This is a genomic window from Prochlorococcus marinus str. MIT 1214 (assembly GCF_027359355.1).
GTDB classification, from domain to species: Bacteria; Cyanobacteriota; Cyanobacteriia; order PCC-6307; family Cyanobiaceae; genus Prochlorococcus_B; species Prochlorococcus_B marinus_F.
Genome location: NZ_CP114777.1, coordinates 1,372,016 through 1,393,088, shown reverse-complemented (window position 1 = coordinate 1,393,088; position 21,073 = coordinate 1,372,016). Strand labels below are relative to the sequence as shown.

The window sequence follows — 21,073 nt, the reverse complement described above, 5'->3', positions numbered from 1 at the left end:
AGCGAGAACCAAAAGAATAAAAGATAAGAAAAAATGTATAGTTCTAGTCAAAAAGGTGAAGGAAAGAAGAAAGTCACTGAAGTAAAAACATTCTCCGTTCCATTTGCTTTAGGAGAAATCAAAGAAAACATCACCATTACTACGGACACTCCTTCTAAACCTTCTAAAGAAGAAATAATTAATCAAGCATTCAAATTTCATTCACAAGGGAACATTTCAGAAGCAGCCAAACTTTATCAATATTTCATTAATCAAGGTTTTAAAGATCACAGAATTTTTTCTAATTTTGGAGCAATTTCACAAGGTCTTGGTAAATTAAAAGAAGCAGAAAAGTGGTTTCGCAAAGCAATTGAAATTAAACCTGATTACGCAAAAGCACATTCCAATCTGGGAATCATATTGAGAGATCTTGGTCAATTAAAAGAAGCAGAATTGTCATACCGCAAAGCAATTGAAATTAAACCTGATTACGCAGAAGCACATTCCAATCTAGGAAATGTATTGAGAGGTCTTGGTCAATTAAAAGAAGCAGAATTGTCATACCGCAAAGCAATTGAAATTAAACCTGATTACGCAGAAGCACATTCCAATCTGGGAATCATATTGAGAGATCTTGGTCAATTAAAAGAAGCAGAATTGTCATACCGCAAAGCAATTGAAATTAAACCTGATTACGCAGAAGCACATTCCAATCTAGGAAATGTATTGAGAGGTCCTGGTCAATTAAAAGAAGCAGAATTGTCATACCGCAAAGCAATTGAACTCAATCCTAATTTCACTCTTGCTTATTGGAATTTATCTGGATTAGCAAATACTATTAAGGAAGCAGAAGAAAGGATTAACCAATGCTTGAAAATAGACAAAAATTTCTTAAATGCAATCTTGACTAAAAGTGCTCTGAAATTACATCAAGGTGATCAATCATTATTTGATAATCTCATAAAATCAACTCATAAAGATCTTCCTGAAACACGTTCTATTAAATGGGTTTCTACTTTGCCGAATTTACCTGAATTATTTTTCCATAGATGGGCATTATTTGACAGTATGATTAATAAAAGCAAAAAAGATCGCCCTTTCTATGAGTTTGGTGTTTGGCGAGGTGAATCCTTTAAGTATCTAATTAATACTTTCAAAAAAGGTTATGGATTTGATACTTTTGAAGGATTACCAGAAGATTGGCATCACGAGAAGCAAGGTAAATATTCAGCAGACGGGATCATTCCTGAAATTGATGGCGGAACATTTATAGCAGGTAAATTTGAAGATACCCTTCCAACTTTTTATTCCAAACCTAGACCTATGGCATCAATTATCAATTTTGATGCTGATCTATATTCCTCTACTATCTGTGCTTTAAATTATTCAAAACCTATCATTGATGAGCATACAATTTTAATATTTGATGAATTTATTATGAATAAAAATTGGGAGAAGGATGAATATAAAGCACTCAATGAATTTTGCTCTAATAATAATTTAACTTATGAAGTTTTGGCAATTTCATATTTCACAAAGCAAGTTGCTGTGAAATTAATAGGAGTTTAACTAAAAAGACAAGACACAAACGAACTTACAAAACTGGGAAAAGTTTGATGAAAAACATCCGACGACCTTCGCAGGTATGTATCAGTTCTGGGTTTCTAAAAAGGAAAATTGACAACTTCCCCAGAATAAATCTTTAATTATTCAAAGCAAAATAGGTTTCTACAACTTCTCTACGAAAAATCGCTTTAGGGGTTCCCATTTCAGATCTTGTGTTATTCGCCTTCCTCCAACTTGCACAAGTCTCCCACTTAGAAAATGGAATGTTTCTAACATCAGTTTTCGCTCCTAAAAAAGGAATCACATAATTCCTCAACTTGCCTTCAATCAGTCCAAATCGTTCTTGAGTAAGACTTTTCTTACCAGCATCAACCTTTCCTTCCCAAGATCCTCTTACCTTGCCTGATTTATTTTCTAAAAATAGTCGGACAAGTTTTTCAACTGGAAATAGTAGAGCACTACCACCTTGCTTCATCGTTACTTTGACTTCAAGAATCAATTCTTCTGCGCGTTCAAGAGCAAGTTCTTTATCAGAAGTTTTTAGGGATTTTCTAATACCTTTTGACTTAGGAATTGAAACTCTTATTTGCCAAATACGATCTTCAATAGGTTTTTTTATCGTGATCTATGCGTTTGTAGGTGTATGGAGGTTCAGCAAAGGATCAACACGCAAACGCCCTGCTAACTCTTCATACAACGCATATGAATTATCATTTTGTCCCCTTGTCCTATGTTCTCTATATAGAGAAATCACAAAAGAATTACTTTTTCTAATAAATTAAAAAACATATGAAAAGCTAATCTTTTATATATATCATATATATACAAAATATACGATATAATAATTGTATAATTGAAAAGACAATAATGGAGGGGTATAGCAAAGAAGAAGAACAAACATTTTCAGATCCATTGGTTTTAGGAAAAATTAAAGAGAGTGTTTCTATTTCTACTAATACTTTTTCCAAACCTTCTAAAGAACAATTAATTCACAAAGCATTTAAATTTCATTCAGAAGGTAATATCGAAGAAGCGACAAAACATTATCAATATTTTATGGATCAAGGGTTTGAGGATCCAATAGTGTTTGCTAATTATGGGATAATCTTAAAAAAGATTGGCAATTTAGAAGAAGCAGAATTATTACAGCGCAAAGCAATTCAAATTAAACCTGATTATGTAATAGCGCATTCCAATCTTGGAAATATATTGAACGATCTTGGCAAGTTAGAAGAAGCAGAGTCATCACACCGCAAAGCAATTGAAATCAAACCTGACTTCGCAAATGCTCATTACAATCTTGGAAATATATTGAACGATCTTGGCAAGTTAGAAGAAGCAGAGTCATCACACCGCAAAGCAATTGAAATCAAACCTGACTTCGCAAATGCTCATTACAATCTTGGAATCACTTTAAGTCAACTTAACAAATTAAAAGAAGCAAAAATATCAATACTCAAAGCAATTGAACTTAAACCTGACTTCGCAGAAGCATATAAAAATCTCGGCAGCATATTAAATAAACTTGGGAAATATCAAGAAGCAGTTGAGCCCCTTAGAAAAGTTATTGAACTGAATCCTCATTCCTATGAGGCCAACTTCAATTTGGCAAGTGTATTAAGTAATTTTGGAAATCTTCAAGAGGCAGAATCATCACTAAGAAAAGCTATTGAGCTAAAACCAGATTTTTTTGAGGCTGCTTGGAATTTGCATAGCTTTTCAAATGATATTCAAGAAGCAGAAAGACAGATACTCCGATGCCTGGAAATTGATCAAAATAACTTCAAAGCAAAATTCACTTTCAGCGCACTGCAATTCCATCAAGGTGATCAAAAGTTTTTTCACAAGTTAATAAAATCTACTTATAAAAATGATCCCTCTATATCTTCCTTAAAATGGGTTTCTACTTTACCAAATTTGCCGAAATTATTTTTTAATAAATGGACTTTATTTGACAATATGGTTAAGGAAAGCAAAAAGGAACGCCCTTTCTATGAATTTGGTGTTTGGCGTGGAGCGTCATTTCAATATCTAATTAATACTTTCAAAAAAGGTTATGGATTTGATACTTTCGAAGGCTTACCTGAAGAATGGAACACCGCGAAAAAAGGCACATTTTCGACAGAAGGAATCATTCCGCAAATTAATGGTGGAACATTTATATCAGGTAATTTCGAAGAAACATTGCCAAAATTCTTTACCAAACCTCAACCAAAAGCATCAATTATAAATTTTGATGCCGACCTATATTCTTCAACTATCTGTGCTTTAACTAATTCAAAGCCTATTATTGATGAGCATACAATTTTAATATTTGATGAATTTATTATGTATCAAAATTGGGAAAGGCACGAATATAAAGCACTCCATGAATTTTGCTCTGAAAATAATTTAAGTTATGAAGTGCTTGCTATTTCTTACAACACAAGACAAGTTGCGTTGAAATTGTTAGGTATTTAACTAAAAGGCAATAACAAAAAACTTACAAAACTGGGCAAAGTTTGAATACAACATCCTACGATCTTCGCAGGTATGTATCAGTTCTGGGTTTTCAACAAGGGCAGTTAACTACTTCCAAAGAAAAAATATTTGATTTTATAGAGAAATCATAAAAATATATTCTTGCTTTTAATTTTATATAGGTGTAGAGGAAATCAACTTTCTACGATTTCTCCACAGAGACACATACAAGACGCCACGTGAAACCTATGTAAAAGTAACCCATCAAAACCCTAGTTATATCGGCATTATTCTTCTCTCATGAAACCATATAAATCAAATTATCACCAGAAAGTAGACGTTAGCACTACTCCCACTCAATAGTCACTACCGAAAAAAAATAAAGATATAACTGGATTCTCAAGGATTATTTGATCGTGACAAACCCATGACTAACTGATAAAGTTAAGAAATGTACAGAATTAGTTCTAGTCTGTGAGTTGATGCTCTCAATAATCGTAGAAAGTTCATTGAAAATATTTATTAATCTTTCTCTATAAGTAGTAAATGATTTTAGCAAGAATTAATAAGGGAACAGATTAGCAGTAAGATCTGAAAAACTAAAAGAGAGAAAAGATAAGAGAAGATGGATAGCTCTAGTCAAGAAGGAGAAGAAAAGAAGAAAATTACTGAAGTAAAAACATTCCCTGTTCCATTTGCTTTAGGCGAAATTAAACGAAATCTTACTATTAATACAAATCCTCCTTCTAAAACTTCTAAAGAACAATTAATCAATCAAGCAATTCAGTTTCATCTAAAAGGAAATATTCAAGAGGCAGCAAAATATTATCAAGGTTTTATAAATCAAGGTTTTAAAGATCACAGGGTTTTTTCAAATTATGGAGAGATTTTACAAGGTCTTGGCAAATTAGAAGAAGCAAAATTATCTACTCTGAAAGCAATTGAAATTAAACCTGATTTCGCTGATGCTCATTCCAATCTTGGAAATATATTGAATGATCTTGGTAAAAGTGACCAAGCAGAATTGTCATACCGCAAAGCAATTGAAATTAAACCTGATTATGCAAACGCGCATTCCAATCTGGGAAACATATTGAAAGATCTTGGCAATTTACAAGCTGCAGAATTATCTACTCGCAAAGCAATTGAAATAAATCCTGATTTGGCAGAAGCGCATTACAACCTGGGAAATATATTGAATGATCTTGGTAAAAGTGACCAAGCAGAATTCTCATACCGCAAAGCAATTGAAATTAAACCTGATTATGCAAACGCGCATTACAATCTTGGAAATATATTGAATGATCTTGGTAAAAGTGACCAAGCAGAATTGTCATACCGCAAAGCAATTGAAATTAAACCTGATTATGCAGACGCGCATTACAACCTGGGAAATATATTGAATGATCTTGGTAAAAGTGAACAAGCAGAATTGTCATACCGCAAAGCAATTGAAATTAAACCTGATTATGCAGACGCGCATTACAACCTGGGAAATATATTGAATGATCTTGGTAAAAGTGAACAAGCAGAATTCTCATACCGCAAAGCAATTGAAATTAAACCTGATTATGCAGACGCGCATTACAACCTGGGAAATATATTGAATGATCTTGGTAAAAGTGAACAAGCAGAATTGTCATACCGCAAAGCAATTGAAATTAAACCTGATTACGCAAAAGCGCATTCAAACCTGGGAGGCATATTGAGTGATTTAGGCAAATTAAAAGAAGCAGAAATCTCATACCGCAAAGCAATTAAAATTAATCCTGATTTCGCAAAAGCATATTTTTCGCTATCGACTCTTCAATACTCCAATACAAGTAAAATATGGAAGGATCAACTCTTCTCTAAGAACATCTTAAATAACAAATTGCCAATAGATAAGGTTGATGTTTACTTCGCAAGAGCAAATATTCTACATAAGGAAAAAAAGTACGAAGAAAGTTCTAAATTCCTTCAATTAGCAAATAACCTTAAACTTGATCTTAACCCATCTAAACCTAATACTTTAATCAATAAGTCCAAAATATTACTTATTGAATCTGATAAAAAAGAAATTAATGAAAAAGAACAAGCAAATTATCCTCAGAGTATTTTTATTGTAGGGATGCCGAGAAGTGGTTCCACACTGGTTGAATCTATACTTAGTATGAATCCTAATGTTAATGACTTAGGAGAAATTAATATCCTCGAGGAATCATTTTTAGAGTGGCAAAAAGCAGATGAAGTATCCAACCTCTCTCAATTATATTGGAAGAAAATAAATAATAAAAATGATAAACTAAAAATTATAACTAACAAATGGTTATATAACTATCAATACACAGGGATCATTGCGAAGTACATAACGAATGCAAAAATTATTCACTCTTATAGAAATCCATTAGATAATATTCTTTCAATGTACAGAGCACATTTTGCTGCAAGAGGAAATGGATATTCCTCTTCCTTAGTTGATTGCGCAAGAGTTTATCTAGATCAAGAAGAAACAATGACAGAATATAAGAATAGATTTAGATCAAAAATATATGACTTAAATTATGAGTCATTAGTCAGTAATCCTCATAAAGAAATTAAATCTTTGATCTCTTGGTTAGGGTGGAAGTGGAACGATACATATCTGTCACCTCATCTCAATCCACGCTCAGTTTCAACAGCAAGCAATATTCAAGTTCGTTCTCCCATCAATTCAAAATCAATTGGCGGATGGAAGAACTACAGAGAGATGCTTGAACCTTCTATCGAAATCCTGACTCAAACTGATAAGTACGAAGACATCGCCTCCTAAAAAACTTATAAAACTGGACAAAGTATGAAGAACAACAAACATCCCAACACCTTCGCAGGTATGTATCAGTTCTAGTGCTCTAAAAAGAAGAATTGACAACTTCCGCGCCATAAAATACTTATTTTTGTAGAGAAAACCATCTTTCTACGATTTTTTCATGAATATGCTGACAAGGTCAAAAAACAAACCCGTGACAAACACGGGGGTTCAAATCCCTGTTATTTCGTCAACTAATATCAGAAGGTGAACTTGTGACAAACCCTATTTTTTAGACTATATCTATCTTTTAGTAGACAAGTTATTCCCACTCAAAAGTTCCCACTATATATGGGGCGCCAAAACGCAGTTATAGACAGGGTTTCTTAAACACATTATACCACGTGGAACTCACGTGGAACGTTTATCCAAGGAAAAGTGGGGACTCATAAAACGTAAAAATAAATCACTTATAAACCCAGTTAGCAGAAACTATTTTTGCTTCTGGGTTACTTTCTTTTGCAATCTTTTTTGCTTCGTCCATATTTCCTGCAACGATTGTTTCTTCAAAAGTCTTCTTCTCCTTGTCAATCATCGTGACTTGAAATCTCATTACCAATCTGGATAGAGAACATCGTCCTCAATAAGGACATAAAACTCTTTTTTTGCAAGTCGCTTTTCCCATTCAAGAAATGAACTCTGACAATTAGAAGTTGTAGGTTCTCGATATCCTTCCATCTTTTTCCAACAGGTATACAACGCACCTAATAACCAACTATCAGTTAAAGACTTGTGACCATGCTTCAATATCTTTTCTTGTTTGCCATTGAAGTTTGCTGAATCAAGTAGTTCTTGCTTCCAATCTATTTGTTCTCTCATTGCTGTTCTTCCTTTTGTTCTTTTTGCGGTTTTAGTTGCTCATATATCTTCTTCAATCTTTTGTATTCCTCATGAAGTGCACCCAGTTGCTATGCGTCTCGGAATCCTCTTGAACCTTCCATTAGCAGTCTCACTACTTCAGGTTTATGTGTCTTCATTTCTAAGAACTCTTCTTGCCATGAGGTGTCATCCCATTTGGTGCTCATGCTTTCCCTCCATATTTTTTAAACTCATCCAATGAACTGACAACTATGCTCTTGTAATCCTCAGGGAAGCGTGCCTTCATGATTGCTGGAATTTCCAAGCAATCTAGATAAGGGTTATGCAAATAAAAAATAACTTCCTTCTCTTCCTTCAAAACAATGTAATTAAATAATCCACCTGCATAATTATTTTTTTTAGTCATGCTGCCACTCCTTCTCTTTCAACAATCTTGTGAACTGTAGATCTATTCATGTGTTCTTGTTCCTTTTTTGCAGGGTCTCATCAGTTTGTGTTTCCCTAGTGACAAAAGGTGCAGACAGGAGTAGAAATGAAATAACAGAACAACTCCTCACACAATAGTTCTGTTGTAAAAAGGCACTCGACTTCGAGTAAGTAGGGTGCTTTTTTAATGGTTGATTTTATAGAATTGGCACATGTGACAGTTGAAGAACTCAAATACTCAGCATTTCTCTTTGCGTGACATTGATTAAGTTGATTTTTGTGAGGAGTTGAGATCCTCCGCAGTGGAAACAAGGAAACACTTGCGCCTGATCTCACAAAGAAACCGTCCAAACAGAACTGGGCGGTTTTTTTGTGCCTTTTCTAGAGTGGTCGAATGATATTTCCATCTCCCCAAGTTGTTTTTGGATTACTGCTTTTAAGCACAGCAGTGGTTTTGATTTTTGATATCAGATACAACCCATTCGGAAACAGTGAGGACGATATCTAATTAGGAATTTTTTCGGATGCAGAACCTTTGTGAAATTGATTAGAAAAGGAAAAGCAGAACAACTCCTTACCAAAATTCGTTCTGTAACTGAAGAGAGGGACTCAAGGTCGCTGAAGCAGCAGGGTCCCTTTCTTAATGCAATTTAATGAGTTAAATCAGTCTCCTTTATCGTGAATATCTCCCGAATAAGATTGAGGTCCTATCTCTGGTGGTGGATTATTTCCGAAGTTATCAACTAAAGCATCTGCCTCACTAGTAAAAAGTTTGGTGAACCATTGTTTAGTTGCAATCATTGCTGTCCAAATCTTGTCTCTTTTTCTAGTCATAAAGATACCTCCAATGAAGTAAGGGCAATGTGTTTGCCCCCGTAGAGTCCATCACTCCAGACCTAAGGAAGTGCGTTGACTCCTGAGAATGTTTTACTACTACTGAATGGAAATTGCTATGGGTAAGAACACCAAAGTATTTCTACATTTGGGTTCTCTGTATAGATATTTTCTAATAAGGGGAGTAGACATAAATCAAGAGTCATCGCACGCTCGAAGATATTAAAAAGGGGAAATGTGCATTGACTCTAAGGAGGAATCTCACACCTCCTGATGTGAACAGAGTCACCTTTCGTGCGGTCTCTGCAACGGTCGGAACAACCCAAACCCCTGATTAGTTTCAGGGGTCTTTCTTTGTGCGGTAATCAGAGTTAATACTTTAGGGTTTTTGTCCTATAGATTTTTTGAATTAGGAGGAGTAGATATAAATCAAGGCACTATTAGGAGGTCAAACCATGTCATGCGGTAATCCTTTTAAACATGCAATCGAAGACGTAAAGGAAACATTCTCAAAATCTTGTGGAGTTCCTATGCAAGGGAACGATTGGTGCGATCTGGTTTCGAATTATGAAACTGATTTTGATGAGGTCGATTACGAGAATGAATGTTTGCAGTTTGGCAACTGCTCAATGGACTACTAAAAAACATTGAACTAACAGGAGATCTAATTATGCAAGCAACACGTAGTTTCAGATCCAATGGGTCGAATACTCTTTCATCGATCTTTCTTTGGTTTTCTGTCCTTTTAATCTCACTTGGAACACTTCCACACCTTGTTCCTTATTACTTTCAGTTGAAATATTGAGGTAAAAATGATGATTCTCGATCTTCTCAAACTCATTCTCAGAAAACACAAAGATTATTGGGTGGTTGGTTAAACAGGAGTTTTTTCTCATGTTCACCTGATCTGGATTTGTTATTAATGAATTAGGAGTCACAGCACCTTCTGTGGGTCAAAGTTAAATAAATGATGGAAATTTAGTTCAGTCAGTTGAGTGCTTGACTCAAAGGGAGCGACCAAAATCTCGCTCCCTTCTTTAATGGAAAAAATAGGTGACTTGACCTAATAGACAAATATAGTACGTTTGTATTAGTGTTATCCCCATCACTAAACCGACAAAGGAAGCACGAAGTTAGCATCGTGCTTTTTTTGCCTCTTCTCACAAGGAGAACCAAGATGGATCGAATTAAAACACCAAAAGTTGTTGCTCCAGTTGAAGCACTTGAGCATCCAGAAGAGTGGAGTTATTTCACTAATCTGGAACTGGTGAAGTCCAGAGGAAGTTCCGTTTGTCTTACATGTGAACACTTCACTTATACGTGCGATAAATCATGCTTCACTCTTTTGACTTGTCCACTTCACCAACGTCTTATCCCTCAAGGTGAACATCTCACAAAGCGTTGCCTGAATTGGCAAAAGAAGAGGGTATTACAAATTGGATGGTGTCCAGAAGTTGCATAACAAACCAAAAATTATTTCCTCAAAACCAATGAATTTAACTACCACTGCTGATTCTGTGATGATGTTTTGCATCATCGCTTCAATGGCAATTTTTGATGCCTTCTCAACTCTTCTTTCGATCCTAAAGAAAGGAATATTTGTTGATCAGAAATCACTACTGATGCAAAAGACCAATAGCGAATTGAGGGCAATGCTGGTTGGCATAGACAAAATTTCCAAACTCAATAAAAAACAATTAGTCGATTTAGTAATAGAAAAAAATGAACTTTTTTAATACTAAGAATTTCTCATTGCGTAGAGAAGTCGTTCATAGATTCTTAACAACTAAATCAGAGACATTGAAACAACGAGTGTAGAGAAAATGAACTATCTACGATGTCTTTACAGAGAAGGTGACAAGGTGACACGTGGAAGTGAGTTTTTGAGTGGTGGACTGGTTTTACTGCCCTAAACTATTCCCACTCAATAGTCCACCACAAAAGAACACCCCTAAACCCCTGTTATAGCAACGGATTTCATCTTTACACATAGCGCGTAAAACCCACGTAAAACCTACTCATACCAATTGATCACGAAGAAAAACACACTGAATGATACTTTTGCAGAAAAGTTGTAGAGTAATACACTCAATTTTAGTCACCAGCAATGCTTCATTGACCTTGTCACCTGCTCTTCTAAGTAGAGAAATAATATACAGAACTATTTTTTTATTCTCGCTCTATCAGTTCCCAAATAATTTCAAAGAGAATTCATATAGATTGAAATTAGTAGTAAAATCGGAAAAAGCAAAAGATAGAAAAGATAAGAAAAGATGAATAGTTCTAATCAAGAAGAAAAAGGAAAGAAAAAAGTCACGGAAGTAAAAACATACCCAGTTCCATATGACTTAGAAGAAATCAAAGAAAATATTACTGTTAATACGAATACTTCTTCTACACCTTCTAAAGACCAAATAATTAATCAAGCATTTAACTTACATTCACAAGGAAACATTTCAGAAGCAGCAAAACTTTATCAATATTGTATAAATCAAGGTTTTAATGATCACAGAGTTTTTTCTAATTATGGAACAATATTGAGAGATCTTGGTAAATTACAAGAAGCAGAAATATCATACCGTAAAGCAATTGAAATCAAACCTGATTACTCAATGGCGAATTACAATCTAGGACTCATATTGAAAGATATTGGCAAATTACAAGAAGCAGAAATATCCACTCGCAAAGCAATTGAACTTAATCCTGACTTCGCAATGGCGCATTCCAATCTAGGACTCATATTGAAAGATATTGGCAAATTACAAGAAGCAGAAATATCCACTCGCAAAGCAATTGAACTTAAACCTGATTACTCAATGGCACATTACAATCTAGGACTCATATTGAAAGATATTGACAAATTACAAGAAGCAGAAATATCCACTCGCAAAGCAATTGAAATTAAACCTGATTACGCAGAGGCGTATTCCAATCTGGGAAACATATTGAAAGATATAGGCAAATTACAAGAAGCAGAGATGTCTTACCGCAAGGCAATTGAAATTAAACCTGATTACTCAATGGCGAATTACAATCTGGGAAATATATTGAACGATCTTGGCAAGTTAGAAGAAGCAGAGTTTTCATATCGCAAAGCAATTGAAATTAATCCTGATTACGCAAATGCGCATTTAAATCTAGGAAACACATTAAAAAATCTTGGCAAATTACAAGAAGCAGAGTTTTCATATCGCAAAGCAATTGAAATTAATCCTGATTTTGCAATGGCGCATTCCAATCTGGGAGGTATATTAGTTGAATATAAAAAATTAGAAGAAGCAGAAAAATCTCTAAATAAAGCATTGGACTTAAATCCTCAAAATGAATCTATTAAGAATCATTTAATAAATTTACTAACTATATACAAACCAAAAAAGATTGAATCAAACTTATTATACATGATAAATGAGGAATTCAAAGAAGTAAATCTTTTTCATAAAGAGAATATTCTAATAACTGACAATGAAGCGATAAGAATTTATAAAGATGGACTTAAAATTTACAAAAAATATAATTTAAACTTAGAAACAAATTTATCACAAATATATAGGAGGAATGAAGTAAATTTAAATTGTAAGAGGCATAAACTAATATTCAATCAACATAAAGTAATTCCTGAATTCTGCTTTGGATGTTATAAGGTTCAAGTTGAAGTAGTTTCAATAATTGAATTGATGAAACTATTTTTAGTTTTTAATCAGTTAAAACTTAAAAATAATAATACTAGAAAATCTATTATCGAACTCCGACCTAATATCTCAGGATTTTATAAAGGACTTATATATTGTTTAAGTCTAACTGAAGCATTAAAAATATCTAAAAAGTTAAATATTAATATTCAAAATAATATTAGAATTGATTTAATTTCTAAGGTCAAAAGAGGATGTTCTGAATATCCACTTGTATTCCCGCAATATAAAGAGATAAGTACGTCTGGTGATCAACCAATGAATTACAATGAAAACTGGAGAACTATCGAAAAAGAAATAGATCAAGGTAGTAAAAATTGGGGTAAAAGCAGCAAAAGTATAGAAGGGTTTAATTTAAATAACTTTCTAATAATGAGAAACTGGGTCGCATATGCGCAAAAAATAAGAGATGAAAGTGTCATTAAAATAACTAATGAGCAAATAAAAGGACCAAAATTTTTCCAGAATTTGAACAGAGAATTTCATTCCTAACGAACCTCGAATACAAAAATTTAATCCCTCTTTATAGGAAGCATTTCCCAGAAGATAAAAGCAAACAAACTTACAAAAACGAACAAAATTTGAAAAGCAATATCCCACGACGTTCATAGGTATTTATCAATTCTGGATTTCTAATATGAATAGCTGAATATTACGAATATTCAGAGAACATCTTGGCAGTAATAATTCATGAATCTGATAGATCAATATTCCATGACATTTCCAAACCGCTGTTATGGATACTCAATTTGTATCTTTATGCACTAAAAAATCTGAAAACCCAACTATATTTCGTTTTGGTATTAAAAAAGCACCTGTAAGGTGCTTAATAGTTTTGCTAGGACCTAGATTTGAACTGGGAAGATTAGATCTTGAAGTAACTTTAGGAAACTAATTAATTTCAAGTATTCGCTTTTCTTTAGTAGTAAAATCGGAAAAAGCAAAAGATAGAAAAGATAAGAAAAGATGAATAGTTCTAATCAAGAAGAAAAAGGAAAGAAAAAAGTCACGGAAGTAAAAACATACCCAGTTCCATATGACTTAGAAGAAATCAAAGAAAATATTACTGTTAATACGAATACTTCTTCTACACCTTCTAAAGACCAAATAATTAATCAAGCATTTAACTTACATTCACAAGGAAACATTTCAGAAGCAGCAAAACTTTATCAATATTGTATAAATCAAGGTTTTAATGATCACAGAGTTTTTTCTAATTATGGAACAATATTGAGAGATCTTGGTAAATTACAAGAAGCAGAAATATCATACCGTAAAGCAATTGAAATCAAACCTGATTACTCAATGGCGAATTACAATCTAGGACTCATATTGAAAGATATTGGCAAATTACAAGAAGCAGAAATATCCACTCGCAAAGCAATTGAACTTAATCCTGACTTCGCAATGGCGCATTCCAATCTAGGACTCATATTGAAAGATATTGGCAAATTACAAGAAGCAGAAATATCCACTCGCAAAGCAATTGAACTTAAACCTGATTACTCAATGGCACATTACAATCTAGGACTCATATTGAAAGATATTGACAAATTACAAGAAGCAGAAATATCCACTCGCAAAGCAATTGAAATTAAACCTGATTACGCAGAGGCGTATTCCAATCTGGGAAACATATTGAAAGATATAGGCAAATTACAAGAAGCAGAGATGTCTTACCGCAAGGCAATTGAAATTAAACCTGATTACTCAATGGCGAATTACAATCTGGGAAATATATTGAACGATCTTGGCAAGTTAGAAGAAGCAGAGTTTTCATATCGCAAAGCAATTGAAATTAATCCTGATTACGCAAATGCGCATTTAAATCTAGGAAACACATTAAAAAATCTTGGCAAATTACAAGAAGCAGAGTTTTCATATCGCAAAGCAATTGAAATTAATCCTGATTTTGCAATGGCGCATTATAATCTAGGACTCATATTGAAAGATATTGACAAATTACAAGAAGCAGAAATATCCACTCGCAAAGCAATTGAACTGAAACCTGATTTCGCAGAGGCACATTCCAATCGGGGAGTCATATTGATTAATCTTGGTAAATTAAAAGAAGCAGAACTATCTCTAAATAAAGCAATAGAAATCAACTCTAATTTAACAATAGTCTATTATACTTTATCAAAATTCAAAAAATCTAAGAATACAAAGGAATATAAAAAACAAATTTTTTCTAAAACCATCTTAAATAATAAAACAGAGGCAGACAAAGTTAATATTTATTTTGCAAGAGCAAATTTTCTTCATAATGAAAAAAAATATGAAGACAGTTCTAAATATCTTCAATTAGCAAATAACCTTAAACTTAATATTAATCCATCTAACTCTGATACTTTAATCAATAAATCAAATGCATTACTTATTGAATCAAATAAAAATGAAATCACGAAAATCGAACAGACAAACTTGCCTGAGAATATTTTTATTGTGGGGATGCCCAGAAGTGGAAGCACATTAGTAGAATCTATTCTTAGTATAAATCCTAATATTAATGATTTGGGGGAGATTAACATACTTGAGCAATCATTTCTAAAGCGAAAAAGGAATGAGCAAGAATCACCTCTCGCCGTTTTATATTGGAACAAAGTAAATAGTCTTAAAAGTGAATTAAAGATCACAACAAATAAATGGTTATATAACTATCAATATGCAGGTATTATCTCCTGTCAAATCCCGAACGCCAAAATTATTCACTGCTATAGAAATCCTTTAGATAATATTCTTTCAATTTATCGAACACATTTTTCTGAAGGGAATGAATATTCCTCATCCCTAATTGATTGCGCAAGAGTTTATTTAGATCAAGAAGAATTAATGACTAATTATAAGAATAGGTTTAGATCAAAAATATACGACTTAAATTATGATTTATTAGTGAGCAATCCTAGTAAAGAAATTAAATCTTTGGTCTCTTGGTTAGGTTGGGAATGGAACGATTCATATCTATCACCTCATCTAAATCCACGCTCAGTTTCAACAGCAAGTAATGTTCAAGTGCGTTTTCAAATCAATTCAAAATCAATTGGTGGATGGAAGAACTACAAAAATATGCTGAGACCTGCCATAAAAATCCTTACTCAAACTGATAGATACCGAGACTTGATTTCATGAAACTTACAGAATTGGAGAAGTTTTGAAGAGAAGCATCCTAATACCTTCAGAGGGATGTATCAGTTCTGGGGTTGTAAAGCGAAAATCTAACTACATCCAGAGGATAAAAATATTTGATTTTGTAGAGACAACCATCTTTCTACGCTTTCTCCAGGGAGACGGTAAAATTGCTTCCTCTTTAGTGAAGGATTTTCCTTTGTCTGATTTGAATATCATTTTTATACAGTATTCCCAGGAAGTTCCTATTCATTGAATTCATTTTTGTTTTTCACACCAATCGATTCGCTAAATCCTGAGGCAAGTATTCCAGTAGGTATTGCTATGGCAGCAATACCCATAAGAGAAGTTATCGATGCAATTGTTTTTCCAACTGCTGTAACAGGTATTGAATCTCCATAACCAACAGCACTTACAGTTGTAATTGACCACCACAGACATCTTGGAATTGACCCTAACAATTCTGGTTGAATGGAAGATTCAGCAAGATACATACAAGTGCTACTGATCAACAAAAGTAAGACTGTATAAAAAGTCGATATTTGTAATTCTTGACTCTTTGATCGAAGTGCGAAATTAAAGTGATAGATACTTTGCTTAAATTTTTCACTTCTTCCAATCTTCAATATTCTTAAGAGACGAATAACCCTGAGAATTTTTAATTCTGCTCGAACACCTATAAAAGATGGAATGATTGCAATGAAATCAATAATTGCCATTGGTGAGACCATATAACGTAAGAATCCCTTCCAACCTTTTCCATACTTTTTATCTAAAGGTGCAACCCATAAACGACAACAATATTCAACACAAAACAAAGCACCAATAATCCAATCCAACAGGTCTATCTGATCACCAAACTGATAATCAATTGAATTTTCAGTAACGATAACTGCAAAGAAAATCGAGATAAAAATTGTAACTCCACAGATTTTGTTAAATAGAGAAGTTCTTCCACCTGGCGTGTTATTGATCACCTGCTCATAGATTCTTAATCGTAATTCATTCATCTTTGCCTATTAACTTAAATAGAATTGCTTACAAGTTAGGCAAATCTTGATGAAGTTGCCTATGGATACTTGACGACCTATAAAAGATTTAATAGTATATCTGTACTAGGGCATTCCTCACACAAACAGTCCTAACTCATAAAGCACCTGCGTAATACCAGTGAGCAAGGTGCTTTTTTGATGCCTCGAATTAAAGAGAGAATTATGAATCAAGCAATTAGAGAAGCATTGCCAACTCCAACAGGATGGTTAGTGTCACCCACTAGAGAATTTTGTATGTTCTTTATTCGTGATCCCAAATCCGAAATGGCATTTCCGAGAGTGTATACACAACTCTGGTATTGCCTTGAGGATGGCACTCCAACCAAATTAAAAAATACAAGAAGAATTGATCTCGAATCTGCTATGGAAACTTGGCATGAACTCTTAACTCAAGATTGGGAACTGATGGAACATCAGATAAGTGATTCTGCTGCTTAGTCATCGAATCAGATATCTAAGAATTCCAACTAGGGCGATGGCAATAATTCCATAAGTCCAAACGGAACCACTATTTCTTGAGACACGTTCCATCCAATCTGGAAGACCATTATTTTCAATGATGAATAGATAAAGCAATCCCAAGATCAGTACTGGGATAACAAGTGCATAAATGAAATTCAACATCTATAGATTATGGTTAGTGATTAGAAAATTAGATTCAGGAATTTCTAATAGGGCAATTTTTTTGTGCGTTTTTAAATCCTCAGGACAGATGAATTTGTAGAGAAGTCGTTAATAAATTCTTAGCAACTAAATCTTAGACATTAAAACAACAAGTGTAGAGAAAATGAACTATCTACGATGTCTTTACAGAGAAGGTGACAAGGTGACACGTAGAACTTGCGTGGAACTTACTGTTCAAATCCCTGTCACTCTGTCACTTAAATTTCTACGTGGAACTCACGTGGAACAAGCACTTTGAGTGGTGGACTGGGTTATACTGCCTTAAACTATTCCCACTCAATAGTCAATCGCAAAAGAGCACCCACAAACCCAAGTCATAGAAACGGATTTCATCTTTACATATAGCACGTGAAACCCTGTCGTGCCAATAGATTACAAGTAAAAATATACTCAATGATGCTTTTGTAGAGAAGTAATTATAAGTTAGTGTAATTCTTTCTTGTTTGAGAATGGATTTTTTACTATGAGATAAGATAATCCTCTTAAATGAATTTGGATCAAAATGTAATATATTAACTATCAAAAAAGATCAACAATTGAAAAGCATAGTAATACGACTCTATATAAAAATACGGATCAAAGATATGATAAACTCATTACTAGTTTGATTTTTGTATTATGACTTGGGTTGATAACCAAGGAAATACAAAGTTAAGTGCTAATAGATCAACAAATCGAGTTACTATACATTATGATAATAAGGAATTTGACCTCTTTTGGTACGTTATACCAGAAGGAAACTATTCAATTCCTGTTGGTTGGGAAACTATAAATAAGGTTTATTTTGGTCACCCAGATGATAATAATCCAAAGAATATTTATTATGCGGAAGTGATTAATAATACTGGGATATTTATATTAGCGAATAAAGATTATAAAAATAACACTGATAAGATTATTCATTATGATGTTTATGAGTTCTCTTTGACGGATAATCAAGGAGCATTGCTTAAAAGATTTGTTCAGAAACCGAATGGAGAATTCCAAAGTTATAATTTGACTAATGAGAAATATCCTCAACATCTTGACCAAGTTTTACAACCAGTAAATTCCAAAACTCGCTGGAATGCAATTGATTTAGATCTAAATCTTTACCCATTTTCCTGGGATGGAGGGTCTTATATCGACTTCTTACGAGAATATAGTCCAGTCATTAATCCTGCTTCGGGTGATAGAAAATTTCTATCTACAAATAGTTTTGATTATCAATTTTTTGACTTAGGCAATAATGAGTATGGAATCAGACCAGATGCAGGTGGCACGATAGATCCTTTAACAGGTTTATCTTCGATTCAATTTGTAGATAAATTTATGACAATAGAAGCAGATATTAAAGGAGTTTTTGATCAAGTTACGGGATTAAATACTGACTCTGGAAAGATGTTCAGGTTGTATAACGCAGCATTTGCAAGGTTTCCCGACGGAGATGGACTTCGTTATTGGATTGGGAAATATAGTTCAGGAGAAAATGATTCAAGGACTGTTGCTTCCTCATTTTTAGTCTCTGATGAATTTAAAGAGAGATATGGAGATGATGTCTCTAACGCTAAGTATGTTGAGACTTTGTACGTCAATGTCTTAGGTAGGGATTATGACCAATCTGGTTATAACTATTGGTTAGGTAATTTAAATAGTGGTTTAGAAACGAGATATGAGTTGCTTTTAGGGTTTGCAGAATCCACAGAAAACAAAGCACTCTTTACTGAAATGACTGGGTTTGGTTGATCTACAAATTTTTATTATCTGTAGAGAAATCATACATAAACAACAATTTCTTAGAAATCAAAAAAGACTACAAAGTGTAGAGAAAATTATCTTTCTACGATTTCTCCATGGAGACGGTAAAAGTGTGCTACGTGAAACCTACGTGAAAGCGACCCATCAAAACCCTAGTTATATCGGTAGTAATCTTCTCACGTGAAACCTACGTGAAACCATAAAAATCAAGTTATCACTGGAAAGTAGACGTTCCCGCTACTCCCACTCAATAGTACCTGGAGGTTTACTTGTAATGTCTAACACAACTCTGTTGACTCCCTCTACTTCATTAACTATTCGATTAGAAATTTTCTCTAAAACGTCATACGGTAAGCGAGACCAATCAGCTGTCATTCCATCTTCACTTGAAACGCAACGAAGAACAATGGGCCATGCATAAGTTCTTTGATCTCCCATTACGCCGACTGAATATACTGGCAGCAAAACCGCAAAAGCTTGCCAGATTTGATTATACAAGCCGGCATGATTAACCTCTTCTCTCACAATCAAATCGGCATCTCTTAAACAAGAGAGTTTTTCATGATTAACTTCCCCTAATATCCTTATAGCTAAGCCAGGGCCTGGAAATGGATGTCTCCCAATAATCTCATCAGGTAATCCAAGTGATTTGCCAACTTTTCTGACTTCATCTTTAAATAAACGTCTCAAGGGCTCTACTAATTTAAATTGTAAATCTTTTGGTAAACCGCCAACATTATGATGACTTTTAATTTTTACTGCTATTCTCTCACCAGTTTTGGGATCAATATTTGTTCCAGCACTTTCAATCACATCTGGGTAAAGTGTACCTTGTGCTAAGTAATCAAAAGGGCCAAGACGAAGACTCTCTTCTTCAAAAACCCTAATAAATTCTCTACCTATAATTTTACGCTTGAGTTCAGGATCAGTTACACCTTTTAATTTTGAAATAAACCTTTCTCTGGCATTAATATATTGAACGTTAATATTAAACTTTTCATCAAAAAAAGACATAAGAAATTCTGGCTCGCCTTTCCTCATAAAACCTTGATCAATGAACATGCATGTCAATTGAGATCCAATTGCTTTGTTTAATAAAAATGCAAGAGTTGATGAATCAACACCACCCGATAGAGCTAATAAAACTTTTTTATCTCCTACCTGTTGTTGTACTTGAGCAATAGCTTCATCTATGAATAAATTTGTTGTCCAATCTGGTTCACACGAACAAATATGATAAACAAAATTTCTTATTATAATCATTCCATGAGTTGAATGAACAACTTCAGGATGAAATTGCACTCCATAAAAGCTCTTATGATGCAAAGCAATAGCGGCGGCTGAAGTATTAGACGTATGAGCTAATGTGATAAATCCATTTGGCAATTTTGTAACTGAATCTCCATGACTCATCCACATAGTGGATCCACTAACAACATTAGTTAATAAAGCTGTTGGATCATCAACTTCTAAAGGAGCCTTTCCATATTCCGCTTTGCCAATAGCAGGAGTAACAAGGCCTCCTAACTGATGAACCATTAATTGCATTCCATAACAAACGCCAAGGACAGGAATACCTAAATTAAAAATCTCTGGATCACAATATGGAGCACCCTCTTCATAAACAGATCCTGGCCCTCCGCTTAAAATTATGCCTTTGGGATTAAGAGCCCGTAATTGCTCAGCAGTTATTGTGTAACTCATAACTAATGAGTAAACCTCTGTCTCTCTAATCCTTCGAGCAATTAATTCTGAATATTGAGACCCAAAATCAAGAATGACGATTGATGGATTACGTTTTTCATCTGAAATCATAGAAGCCATACCAACTTGATGAATCCTTGTAAAACACTCTTATCAAATAGACTAATTAA

The 21,073-nt window shown here is 33.8% G+C and carries 19 protein-coding genes; 11 read left to right on the top strand and 8 right to left on the bottom strand.

What is annotated here, in order from left to right:
• Nucleotides 1-33: 33 nt before the first annotated feature.
• The gene (locus tag O5639_RS07755; protein WP_269623974.1) at nt 34-1,548 is read left to right on the top strand and encodes a tetratricopeptide repeat protein; all 1,515 of its coding nucleotides are present in this window, start codon (nt 34-36) and stop codon (nt 1,546-1,548) included.
• Between the two features lie 133 nt (nt 1,549-1,681).
• Here the strand turns inward: O5639_RS07755 and O5639_RS07750 are convergent, their stop codons facing one another.
• Nucleotides 1,682-2,044 carry a hypothetical protein gene (locus O5639_RS07750; protein WP_269623973.1) on the bottom strand — a complete coding sequence of 121 codons (363 nt, stop codon included), beginning with the start codon at nt 2,042-2,044 and terminating at the stop codon, nt 1,682-1,684.
• 368 nt (nt 2,045-2,412) lie between these two features.
• On the opposite strand from O5639_RS07750, the gene O5639_RS07745 reads away from it, so the two are divergent.
• Both O5639_RS07745 and O5639_RS07740 read left to right on the top strand, forming a co-directional pair.
• The gene (locus tag O5639_RS07745; protein WP_269623972.1) at nt 2,413-4,005 is read left to right on the top strand and encodes a tetratricopeptide repeat protein; all 1,593 of its coding nucleotides are present in this window, start codon (nt 2,413-2,415) and stop codon (nt 4,003-4,005) included.
• Nucleotides 4,006-4,630: 625 nt separating this feature from the next.
• Nucleotides 4,631-6,796 carry a tetratricopeptide repeat-containing sulfotransferase family protein gene (locus O5639_RS07740; RefSeq protein ID WP_269623971.1) on the top strand — a complete coding sequence of 722 codons (2,166 nt, stop codon included), beginning with the start codon at nt 4,631-4,633 and terminating at the stop codon, nt 6,794-6,796.
• A 442-nt stretch (nt 6,797-7,238) separates the two neighbouring features.
• Here O5639_RS07740 and O5639_RS07735 read toward each other — a convergent pair whose 3' ends face one another.
• The 4 genes from O5639_RS07735 to O5639_RS07720 form a co-directional block, all read right to left on the bottom strand.
• Nucleotides 7,239-7,367 (bottom strand): hypothetical protein, encoded by a 129-nt coding sequence (locus O5639_RS07735; RefSeq protein ID WP_269623970.1) that lies wholly within the window; start codon nt 7,365-7,367, stop codon nt 7,239-7,241.
• A gap of 17 nt (nt 7,368-7,384) precedes the next feature.
• A complete protein-coding gene (locus tag O5639_RS07730; protein ID WP_269623969.1) occupies nt 7,385-7,651 on the bottom strand; it encodes a hypothetical protein in 267 nt (88 codons plus the stop codon).
• 202 nt (nt 7,652-7,853) lie between these two features.
• A complete protein-coding gene (locus O5639_RS07725) occupies nt 7,854-8,057 on the bottom strand; it encodes a hypothetical protein (protein WP_269623968.1) in 204 nt (67 codons plus the stop codon).
• Between the two features lie 683 nt (nt 8,058-8,740).
• Nucleotides 8,741-8,911 carry a hypothetical protein gene (locus tag O5639_RS07720; RefSeq protein ID WP_269623967.1) on the bottom strand — a complete coding sequence of 57 codons (171 nt, stop codon included), beginning with the start codon at nt 8,909-8,911 and terminating at the stop codon, nt 8,741-8,743.
• 455 nt (nt 8,912-9,366) lie between these two features.
• Here O5639_RS07720 and O5639_RS07715 point away from each other — a divergent pair, with 455 nt between their 5' ends.
• The 6 genes from O5639_RS07715 (at nt 9,367) to O5639_RS07690 (ending at nt 15,729) form a co-directional block, all read left to right on the top strand.
• Nucleotides 9,367-9,552 carry a hypothetical protein gene (locus tag O5639_RS07715; protein WP_269612303.1) on the top strand — a complete coding sequence of 62 codons (186 nt, stop codon included), beginning with the start codon at nt 9,367-9,369 and terminating at the stop codon, nt 9,550-9,552.
• A gap of 536 nt (nt 9,553-10,088) precedes the next feature.
• Nucleotides 10,089-10,373: a galactose oxidase gene (locus O5639_RS07710; protein WP_269623966.1), complete on the top strand. Its 285-nt coding sequence runs from the start codon at nt 10,089-10,091 to the stop codon at nt 10,371-10,373.
• Nucleotides 10,374-10,401: 28 nt separating this feature from the next.
• The gene (locus tag O5639_RS07705) at nt 10,402-10,647 is read left to right on the top strand and encodes a hypothetical protein (protein ID WP_269623965.1); all 246 of its coding nucleotides are present in this window, start codon (nt 10,402-10,404) and stop codon (nt 10,645-10,647) included.
• Nucleotides 10,648-11,184: 537 nt separating this feature from the next.
• Nucleotides 11,185-13,092: a tetratricopeptide repeat protein gene (locus O5639_RS07700; RefSeq protein WP_269623964.1), complete on the top strand. Its 1,908-nt coding sequence runs from the start codon at nt 11,185-11,187 to the stop codon at nt 13,090-13,092.
• 244 nt (nt 13,093-13,336) lie between these two features.
• Nucleotides 13,337-13,495 (top strand): hypothetical protein, encoded by a 159-nt coding sequence (locus O5639_RS07695; RefSeq protein ID WP_269623963.1) that lies wholly within the window; start codon nt 13,337-13,339, stop codon nt 13,493-13,495.
• A gap of 71 nt (nt 13,496-13,566) precedes the next feature.
• Nucleotides 13,567-15,729, top strand: a complete 2,163-nt coding sequence (locus O5639_RS07690; protein ID WP_269623962.1) for a tetratricopeptide repeat protein — start codon at nt 13,567-13,569, stop codon at nt 15,727-15,729.
• 242 nt (nt 15,730-15,971) lie between these two features.
• On the opposite strand, the gene O5639_RS07685 is transcribed toward O5639_RS07690, so the two are convergent.
• Nucleotides 15,972-16,736, bottom strand: a complete 765-nt coding sequence (locus O5639_RS07685; RefSeq protein ID WP_269623961.1) for an ion transporter — start codon at nt 16,734-16,736, stop codon at nt 15,972-15,974.
• A gap of 180 nt (nt 16,737-16,916) precedes the next feature.
• Here O5639_RS07685 and O5639_RS07680 point away from each other — a divergent pair, with 180 nt between their 5' ends.
• A complete protein-coding gene (locus O5639_RS07680; RefSeq protein ID WP_269623960.1) occupies nt 16,917-17,216 on the top strand; it encodes a DUF1651 domain-containing protein in 300 nt (99 codons plus the stop codon).
• Here O5639_RS07680 and O5639_RS07675 read toward each other — a convergent pair whose 3' ends face one another.
• Complete coding sequence (locus tag O5639_RS07675) at nt 17,217-17,402, bottom strand: hypothetical protein (RefSeq protein WP_269609670.1); 186 nt, start codon at nt 17,400-17,402, stop codon at nt 17,217-17,219.
• Nucleotides 17,403-18,080: 678 nt separating this feature from the next.
• On the opposite strand from O5639_RS07675, the gene O5639_RS07670 reads away from it, so the two are divergent.
• A complete protein-coding gene (locus tag O5639_RS07670; RefSeq protein ID WP_269623959.1) occupies nt 18,081-19,187 on the top strand; it encodes a DUF4214 domain-containing protein in 1,107 nt (368 codons plus the stop codon).
• A 249-nt stretch (nt 19,188-19,436) separates the two neighbouring features.
• On the opposite strand, the gene guaA is transcribed toward O5639_RS07670, so the two are convergent.
• Nucleotides 19,437-21,023: a glutamine-hydrolyzing GMP synthase gene (guaA, locus tag O5639_RS07665; protein WP_269623958.1), complete on the bottom strand. Its 1,587-nt coding sequence runs from the start codon at nt 21,021-21,023 to the stop codon at nt 19,437-19,439.
• Nucleotides 21,024-21,073: the final 50 nt, after the last annotated feature.

What these genes read in the sequence shown, in the direction of transcription:
- O5639_RS07710 (WP_269623966.1), top strand. Translation starts at nt 10,089, where the DNA reads ATGGATCGAATTAAAACACCAAAAGTTGTTGCTCCAGTTGAAGCACTT.
- O5639_RS07745 (WP_269623972.1), top strand. Translation starts at nt 2,413, where the DNA reads ATGGAGGGGTATAGCAAAGAAGAAGAACAAACATTTTCAGATCCATTG.
- O5639_RS07700 (WP_269623964.1), top strand. Translation starts at nt 11,185, where the DNA reads ATGAATAGTTCTAATCAAGAAGAAAAAGGAAAGAAAAAAGTCACGGAA.
- O5639_RS07720 (WP_269623967.1), bottom strand. Translation starts at nt 8,911, where the DNA reads ATGACTAGAAAAAGAGACAAGATTTGGACAGCAATGATTGCAACTAAA.
- guaA (WP_269623958.1), bottom strand. Translation starts at nt 21,023, where the DNA reads ATGGCTTCTATGATTTCAGATGAAAAACGTAATCCATCAATCGTCATT.
- O5639_RS07715 (WP_269612303.1), top strand. Translation starts at nt 9,367, where the DNA reads ATGTCATGCGGTAATCCTTTTAAACATGCAATCGAAGACGTAAAGGAA.
- O5639_RS07725 (WP_269623968.1), bottom strand. Translation starts at nt 8,057, where the DNA reads ATGACTAAAAAAAATAATTATGCAGGTGGATTATTTAATTACATTGTT.
- O5639_RS07695 (WP_269623963.1), top strand. Translation starts at nt 13,337, where the DNA reads ATGGATACTCAATTTGTATCTTTATGCACTAAAAAATCTGAAAACCCA.
- O5639_RS07730 (WP_269623969.1), bottom strand. Translation starts at nt 7,651, where the DNA reads ATGAGAGAACAAATAGATTGGAAGCAAGAACTACTTGATTCAGCAAAC.
- O5639_RS07705 (WP_269623965.1), top strand. Translation starts at nt 10,402, where the DNA reads ATGAATTTAACTACCACTGCTGATTCTGTGATGATGTTTTGCATCATC.
- O5639_RS07690 (WP_269623962.1), top strand. Translation starts at nt 13,567, where the DNA reads ATGAATAGTTCTAATCAAGAAGAAAAAGGAAAGAAAAAAGTCACGGAA.
- O5639_RS07680 (WP_269623960.1), top strand. Translation starts at nt 16,917, where the DNA reads ATGCCTCGAATTAAAGAGAGAATTATGAATCAAGCAATTAGAGAAGCA.
- O5639_RS07755 (WP_269623974.1), top strand. Translation starts at nt 34, where the DNA reads ATGTATAGTTCTAGTCAAAAAGGTGAAGGAAAGAAGAAAGTCACTGAA.
- O5639_RS07735 (WP_269623970.1), bottom strand. Translation starts at nt 7,367, where the DNA reads ATGATTGACAAGGAGAAGAAGACTTTTGAAGAAACAATCGTTGCAGGA.
- O5639_RS07685 (WP_269623961.1), bottom strand. Translation starts at nt 16,736, where the DNA reads ATGAATGAATTACGATTAAGAATCTATGAGCAGGTGATCAATAACACG.
- O5639_RS07670 (WP_269623959.1), top strand. Translation starts at nt 18,081, where the DNA reads ATGACTTGGGTTGATAACCAAGGAAATACAAAGTTAAGTGCTAATAGA.
- O5639_RS07675 (WP_269609670.1), bottom strand. Translation starts at nt 17,402, where the DNA reads ATGTTGAATTTCATTTATGCACTTGTTATCCCAGTACTGATCTTGGGA.
- O5639_RS07740 (WP_269623971.1), top strand. Translation starts at nt 4,631, where the DNA reads ATGGATAGCTCTAGTCAAGAAGGAGAAGAAAAGAAGAAAATTACTGAA.